Origin of the sequence: Arthrobacter sp. TB 26 (assembly GCF_000427315.1) — a bacterium.
Classification (GTDB): Bacteria; Actinomycetota; Actinomycetes; order Actinomycetales; family Micrococcaceae; genus Arthrobacter.
This window is the reverse complement of the sequence record NZ_AUPJ01000387.1, coordinates 1-7,285: the sequence shown is the minus strand read 5'-3', so window position 1 is coordinate 7,285 and position 7,285 is coordinate 1. Positions and strand designations below refer to the sequence as shown.

General features: G+C 68.5%; 6 protein-coding genes. 5 read left to right on the top strand and 1 reads right to left on the bottom strand.

Annotated features, from left to right (window positions below; all coding sequences use genetic code 11):
• On the top strand, window positions 1-982 hold a 982-nt coding region (locus K789_RS0115040), incomplete at its 5' end, for an amidase family protein (RefSeq protein ID WP_024367479.1).
• On the top strand, window positions 982-2,487 hold the full coding sequence (gene gatB, locus K789_RS0115035; protein ID WP_024367478.1) for an Asp-tRNA(Asn)/Glu-tRNA(Gln) amidotransferase subunit GatB: 1,506 nt from the start codon (window positions 982-984) through the stop codon (window positions 2,485-2,487). The genes K789_RS0115040 and gatB, both read left to right, overlap by 1 nt.
• A gap of 77 nt (window positions 2,488-2,564) precedes the next feature.
• On the opposite strand, the gene K789_RS0115030 is transcribed toward gatB, so the two are convergent.
• Window positions 2,565-3,470, bottom strand: coding sequence for a LysR family transcriptional regulator (locus tag K789_RS0115030; protein WP_024367477.1), 906 nt, complete (start codon window positions 3,468-3,470; stop codon window positions 2,565-2,567).
• Window positions 3,471-3,630: 160 nt separating this feature from the next.
• Here K789_RS0115030 and tdh point away from each other — a divergent pair, with 160 nt between their 5' ends.
• The 3 genes from tdh to K789_RS0115015 all read left to right on the top strand — a co-directional run bounded on the left by tdh (window position 3,631) and on the right by K789_RS0115015 (window position 7,159).
• Complete coding sequence (tdh, locus tag K789_RS0115025) at window positions 3,631-4,677, top strand: L-threonine 3-dehydrogenase (protein WP_024367476.1); 1,047 nt, start codon at window positions 3,631-3,633, stop codon at window positions 4,675-4,677.
• A gap of 51 nt (window positions 4,678-4,728) precedes the next feature.
• Entirely contained in the window at window positions 4,729-5,937 is a 1,209-nt protein-coding gene (locus K789_RS0115020) for a glycine C-acetyltransferase (RefSeq protein WP_024367475.1), read from the top strand.
• A gap of 97 nt (window positions 5,938-6,034) precedes the next feature.
• Window positions 6,035-7,159: an NAD(P)/FAD-dependent oxidoreductase gene (locus tag K789_RS0115015; protein ID WP_024367474.1), complete on the top strand. Its 1,125-nt coding sequence runs from the start codon at window positions 6,035-6,037 to the stop codon at window positions 7,157-7,159.
• Window positions 7,160-7,285 lie beyond the last annotated feature (126 nt).

The following is a 7,285-nucleotide window of genomic DNA, read 5'->3' as shown; positions in this document are numbered from 1 at the left end:
CGGCGGCGTGTCCCGCTACGGCGCCATCGCCATGGCCTCCTCGCTGGACCAGATCGGCCCGGTTTCGCGCACCGTGCTGGACTCCGCCCTGCTGCACCAGGTCATCGGCGGCCACGACCCGCACGACTCCACCTCGCTGCAGGACCCGCTGGAGGACCTCGTGGCGGCCGCGTCGATCGGCAACGTGCACGGCATGAAGATCGGCATCATCAAGGAACTCCACGGCGAGGGCTACCAGGCCGGCGTCGAGAACCGCTTCAACGAATCCCTCGAGCTGCTCAAGCAGGCAGGCGCGGAAATCGTTGAGGTTTCCTGCCCCAACTTCAAGTACGCCCTGGGCGCCTACTACCTGATCATGCCCTCCGAGGCCTCCTCGAACCTGGCCAAGTTCGACGGCGTCCGGTACGGCCTGCGGGTCCTGCCCGAAGACGGCCCGATGACGATTGAACGCGTCATGGGCGCCACCCGCGCCGCCGGCTTCGGCGATGAGGTCAAGCGCCGCATCATCCTGGGCACCTACGCGCTGAGCGCCGGCTACTACGACGCCTACTACGGCTCGGCCCAGAAGGTGCGCACCCTGATCCAGCGCGACTTCGACGCCGCGTTCGCCAAGGCCGACGTGCTGATCTCCCCGACGGCGCCCACCACGGCCTTCAAGCTCGGCGAGAAGCTCAACGACCCGCTGGCGATGTACCTCAACGACGTCGCCACCATTCCCGCCAACATGGCCGGCGTGCCCGGGCTGTCCCTGCCCGGCGGCCTGGCCGACGAGGACGGGCTGCCGGTCGGCGTCCAGCTGCTGGCCCCGGCCCGCCAGGACGCCCGGCTGTACCGCGTCGGTGCGGTGCTCGAATCACTGCTCGAGGCACAGTGGGGCGGCCCGCTGCTGGACAAGGCTCCTTCACTGACGGCTCCTTCACTGACCGATTCTGCACCGGCAGTTGCTGCTGGCGCCCCCGCGAGCCACGGAGGTTCCCACTAATGACTGACGCAACCCTCAGCTTCGAAGAGGCGATGGAGAAGTACGATCCCGTCCTGGGCTTCGAGGTCCATGTGGAGCTGAACACCAAGACTAAGATGTTCTCCTCCGCGCCCAACGTCTTCGGCGACGAGCCCAACACCAACGTCAACGAGGTGGACCTCGGCATGCCGGGCGTCCTGCCCGTGGTGAACAGGACCGCGATCGAGTCCTCGATCAAGATCGGCCTGGCACTCAACTGCACCATCGCCGAGACCTGCCGCTTCGCCCGGAAGAACTACTTCTACCCGGACACCCCGAAGAACTTCCAGACCTCCCAGTACGACGAGCCCATCGCGTACGACGGCTACCTGGACATCGAGCTCTCCGACGGCACCATCTTCCGCGTCGAAATCGAGCGCGCGCACATGGAGGAGGACGCCGGCAAGCTGACCCACATGGGCGGCGCCACCGGCCGCATCCAGGGCGCGGACTACTCCCTCGTGGACTATAACCGCTCCGGCGTGCCGCTCGTGGAGATCGTCACGAAGCCGATCGAGGGCGCCGGCAGCCGTGCGCCCGAGCTCGCCAAGGCCTACGTCGCCGCTGTCCGCGAGATCGTCAAGAACCTCGGCGTCTCGGACGCGAAGATGGAACGCGGCAACGTCCGCTGCGACGCCAACGTCTCGCTCCGCCCGCACGGCCGCGAACGCTTCGGCATCCGCTCCGAGACGAAGAACGTCAACTCGCTGCGCGCCGTCGAACACGCCGTCCGCTACGAGATCCAGCGGCACGCCGCCGTGCTGGACTCCGGCGCGCCGGTCGTCCAGGAAACCCGCCACTGGCACGAGGACACCCGCACCACGACCTCGGGCCGGCCCAAGTCCGACGCCGATGACTACCGCTACTTCCCGGAGCCGGACCTCGTGCCGATCGTCGCCTCGCGCGAATGGGTCGAGGAGCTCCGGGCCACGCTGCCCGAGCCGCCGGCCGCCCGCCGCAAGCGCCTGCAGGCCGACTGGGGCTACTCGGACCTCGAGTTCCGCGACGTTGTCAACGCCGGCGTCATGGACGAGATCGAGGAAACCATCGCCGCCGGAGCCACCGCCACCGTGGCCCGCAAGTGGTGGATGGGCGAGATCGTCGGACGCGCCAAGAACGCCGACGTCGACCCCGGCCAGCTCGGCGTCGCACCGGCCACCATCGTGGAACTGAACAAGATGGTCGAGGACGGCAAGATCAACAACAAGATGGCCACCGAAGTCCTCGACGGCGTGCTGGCCGGCGAAGGCACCCCGGCGGAAATCGTGGAAAAGCGCGGCCTCGCCGTGGTGTCCGACGACGGGCCCCTGCTCGAAGCCATCGACGCGGCCCTCGCCGCGCAGCCCGGCGTCGCGGACAAGATCCGCGGCGGCAAGCTCCAGGCGATCGGCGCGATCGTCGGCAGCGTGATGAAGGCCACCCGCGGCCAGGCCGACGCCGGCCGCGTCAAGGAGCTGATCCTGGAGCGCCTCGGCGTCGAAGGCTAAGCCCCGCCCCGCCCAACTGGCTCGCAGTTGTGGACGTTTTGAGCCCTCAAAACGGCCCCTGCTGCGAGCTGCTTGGGTTAACGCACCAGCTCGGTCATGATGGTCTGCAGTGCTTCGCAGACCATCATGACCGATCTGCGTTTAAGGTTCTCCGGACGGGCCAGGACATCGATCCGCCGCCGGGTGCTGATGCCCTCGAGCGGCCGGAGCACAATGTCCGGGTTCAGCACCGGCCGCGCCGTGTACCGCGGCAGCAGCCCGATCACGCTCCCGGTCGCCACGAGCGCCGCCACCGTGGAGTAGTCGTTGATCCGGTGGACGATGTTCAGTTCCCGGCTGGAGACGGCCGCGACGGCGGAGAGCACGTCCGCGGGGGAGTAGCCGGTGCGGCTGGTCACCCAGGGTTCGCCGACGACGTCGTCTGCCGTCACTGCCCGCTGGGCGGCCAGGCGGTGCCCGGCCGGCAGCGCGACGTCCAGCGGCTCGTGCGCGAGCGGGACCACCGCGACGCGCTCCTCCGGCCAGCGCGGGCTGTGGTCCATTCGGTGCGCGAGCACCAGGTCATACCGGGCCGTCAGCGCCGGGAAGTCCTGCTGGGCCACGTCCTCGTCCGTGAGCAGGATCCGCGGCTTCCCCGGCGCGGCCAGCAGCCGGGCCAGGGGCGCGAACAACGCCTGCCCCGCGCTGTGGAAACCGCTGAGGGTCACCGGCGCCACCGGGGAACCGTGATAGGCGCCGATCGCCGTCCGGGCATCGGCCATGGCACTCACGACGGCGGCTCCGGCGTCTGCGAGCACCTGCCCGGCCTCGGTCAGGACCAGGTTCCGGCCCTCCTTGCGGGTCAGCGGAACCTCCACGGATTTCTGCAGGGCGGCCAGCTGCTGGGATACCGCCGACGGCGTGACGAGCAGGGTTTCCGCGACGGCCTTGACGCTCCCGAGCGCCCCGAGTTCGCGGAGCATCTCCAGCTGGTGGATTTCCATGCCGCCCAGTCTATGCGCAAGGAAACTCTAAATCGTCGATTGAGAAAAATCCGGTTGTGCTAATGCTTTGCAGCGGCTCTAATGGGGGTGAGTTGACCCACACAGCTGTCCCCGGCAGCGGACCACACGTGCTTGATGGATGGCACAGTTAGGAAGGCCCATGAAGGCTCTCTACAAGGCCGGCGCCCACGCAGGATTCGAGCTCGTGGACCGTCCAGAGCCGGAAACCGGCCCCGGCGATGTCAAGATCCGCGTCATGACCACCGGCATCTGCGGCACCGACCTGCACATCCAGTCCTGGGACGCGTGGGCGCAGGGCATCATCAACGCCCCGCTGATCGCCGGCCACGAGTTCTACGGCGAAGTCGTCGAGACCGGCGAAGACGTCCTGGATGTCAAGGTCGGGGACCGCGTCTCCGGCGAAGGCCACATTGTCTGCGGCATCTGCCGCAACTGCCGCGCCGGCCGCAAGCAGATGTGCATCAACACCGTCAGCGTCGGCGTCCAGCGCGACGGCGCGTTCGCCGAGTACGTTGTGATCCCCGAAACCAACGTGTGGGTGCACCAGGACCCCTCCGTGACGCCGGAACTCGGCGCTATCTTTGATCCCTTCGGCAACGCCGTCCACACCGCGCTCAGCTTCCCCCTGGTCGGCGAGGACGTGCTGATCACCGGTGCCGGGCCCATCGGGCTGATGGCGATCGCCGTCGCCCGCCACGCCGGCGCCCGCAAGATCGCCATCACCGACGTCTCCGCGCCGCGGCTGGAACTGGCCCGGGCTCTCGGCGTCGACCTCGCGATCGACGTCTCGAAGATGCGCGTCAAGGACGCCCAGCGCGAGCTGGGCATGCGCGAGGGATTCGACGTCGGCATGGAAATGTCGGGACACCCCACGGCCCTGCCTGAGATGATCGAGAACATGAACCACGGCGGCAGGATCGCGATGCTGGGGCTGCCCAGCCAGTCCATCGACATCGACTGGGGCAAAGTGGTCACGCATATGCTGGCCATGAAGGGCATCTACGGCCGCGAAATGTTCGAGACCTGGTACGCCATGAGCGCCATGCTGTCCTCCAACCCGGTCCTGCGCGCCAATATCTCCGCCGTCGTCACGGACACCCTTCCCGCCACCGACTGGGAAAAGGGCTTCGAGATCGCCCGCGCCGGTGTGGGCGGCAAGGTGGTCCTGGACTGGACCTGCTTCTAACCCGCCACCGTTTCGGCCCACCGACCCCACCAGCTGAGGAGCCCAACCTAAATGTATTCAGCCATCAAGGACCAGCTGCAGCACGAACTGGACGAGATCCGCAGCGCCGGACTGTTCAAGACCGAGCGGCACATTGACTCGCCCCAGGCCAACCACATCAAGGCCGGCCAGATCGGCGAGTCCAGCGCGGACGTGCTGAACTTCTGCGCCAACAACTACCTCGGCCTCGCGGACCACCCGGAAATCATCGCCGCCGCCAAGTCCGCGATGGACGAGCGCGGCTTCGGGATGGCCAGCGTCCGGTTCATCTGCGGCACCCAGGACCTGCACCTGGCGCTGGAGGCACGCGTCTCGAAATTCCTCGGCACCGAGGACACCATCCTGTTCTCCAGCTGCTTCGACGCCAACGGCGGTGTGTTCGAATCGCTCTTCGGCCCGGAAGACGCCGTCATCTCCGATGCACTGAACCACGCCTCGATCATCGACGGCATCCGGCTCTGCAAGGCCCAGCGCTTCCGCTACGCCAACCAGGACATGGCGGACCTCGAATCCAAACTGATCGAGGCCAGCACGCAGGAGAACCCGGCCCGGCGCAAGATCATCGTCACGGACGGCGTTTTCTCGATGGACGGCTTCCTCGCCCCGCTCGAGGCGATCTGCGACCTCGCCGAAAAGTACGACGCCATGGTCATGGTCGACGACTCGCACGCCGTCGGCTTTATGGGCGCCAGCGGTGCCGGCACCCCGGAGCACGCCGGCGTTTCAGAACGCGTGGACATCTACACCGGCACCTTCGGCAAGGCCCTGGGCGGCGCCTCCGGCGGCTACGTCTCCGGCCGCCGCGAAGTCGTCGCCATGCTCCGGCAGAAGGCCCGCCCGTACCTGTTCTCCAACTCGCTGGCCCCGGCCATCGTCGCGGCCACGCTGAAGGCCCTGGACCTCGTGGAGAGCTCCGGTGAACTGCGCAGCAAGCTCTTCGCCAACGCCGGGCTGTTCCGGAGCCGCATGACTGAGGAAGGCTTCGAGCTGCTCCCGGGCGAGCACGCAATCGTCCCGGTCATGTTCGGCGACGCCGTGATGGCTGCCAAGGTGGCGGACGCCATGCTGCACAACGGCGTCTTCGTCACGGCGTTCAGCTACCCGGTGGTGCCCAAGGGCGCCGCCCGGATCCGCGTCCAGCTCTCCGCCGCGCACAGCGCCGAGGACGTCGAGGCCTGCGTGCAGGCCTTCGTGCGCAGCCGCGCCGCCGTCGCCGGCTAAATTCGACGGCCAAACGGAGCTTCACCGGCTGGGCAGATCGGAAGGTTGCGGCGCCACAAGGGGCGCCGCAACCGCATCCGTCTGCAAGGATGGAACCATGTCAGCTAATTACGATGTCGTGATTGTCGGCGGCGGTATCGCCGGCCTGTCCCTTGCCTCAGCCCTTGCCGGGAAATGCAGCGTCGCCCTGGTCGAAGCCGAGCAGACCCTGGCGTACCACACCTCGGCGCGCTCGGCCCGGCAGCTGATCCCCAGCTACGGCCCGCCCGCGGTCCAGGAGCTCACCCTCCGCACCCTCGAACTGATCGCTGCCCAGGACGCCGCCCGGCCGGAACCGGTGCTCTCGCCGCGCAGCTTCATGTTGATCGGCGACGACGCCACCGTGCGGGAGCAGGCCAGCGGCCACATGCGGCCGATCAGCCACGCCGAGGCCCTGGAACTCTGCCCGGCCCTGCTCCCGGACTCCTTCGCCGCCGCCGGCCTGGACACCGGCTCCTTCGCCTGCAATGCACCCCTGCTCCTCGAGGACCACCGCAGGCGCGCCGAAGCCGGGGGCGTCGACATCATCACCGGCGCCCGCGTCCACTCGGCCCAGCGCCTGGGCTCCGGCTGGGAACTCGGCGCCGGGCAGGAAGGCTTCCAGACCGCCGTCGTGGTCAATGCCGCCGGCGCCTGGGCCGACGAACTGGCCGTGCTCAGCGGCGTCGAGAAGGTCCAGCTGCAGCCGTACCGGCGCACCGCGGCGATTGTCGACGTCGAGCATCCCCTCCCGGAGTCCAGCCCCATGGTGGCCGCCGCCGACGACTCCTTCTATTTCCGGCGCGACGGCGGACAGGTCCTGATTTCGCCATCGGAACACGAACCGAGCGGGCCCGAGGACGCACGGCCGCACCCGGGAGACGTCGAAGCGCTGATCGACCGGCTCAACACGCTGACCACCCTCGGCATCCGCGGCGTCCGCCAGGCCTGGACGGGGTTGCGGACGGAAGCGGCCGACGGCGTCCCGGTGGTGGGGTTCGACGCCGAAGCCCCCGGATTCTTCTGGCTCGCCGGCCAGGGCGGCTACGGCTTCCAGACCTCCTCCGGCATCGCCGAACTTGCCGCCGGGCTGATCCTCGCGGGCCAGGGCGCCGGCCCGGCCGCCGGCGGAGACACCGCAGCCGGTCCGGCATCCCGGACAGCGGAGGCCCTGGCGGCGACGCGCTGGTCCATTCGGCGCTGAAGAATGGTCTCATGAGCACCTTGATCACCAACGTTGCCGAGCTGATGACCCAGGACCTGGACCACCGGGTCCTCAAGGACGCGGCCGTGGTGATCGAGGGCGAACGGGTCGCCTGGCTGGGGCGGG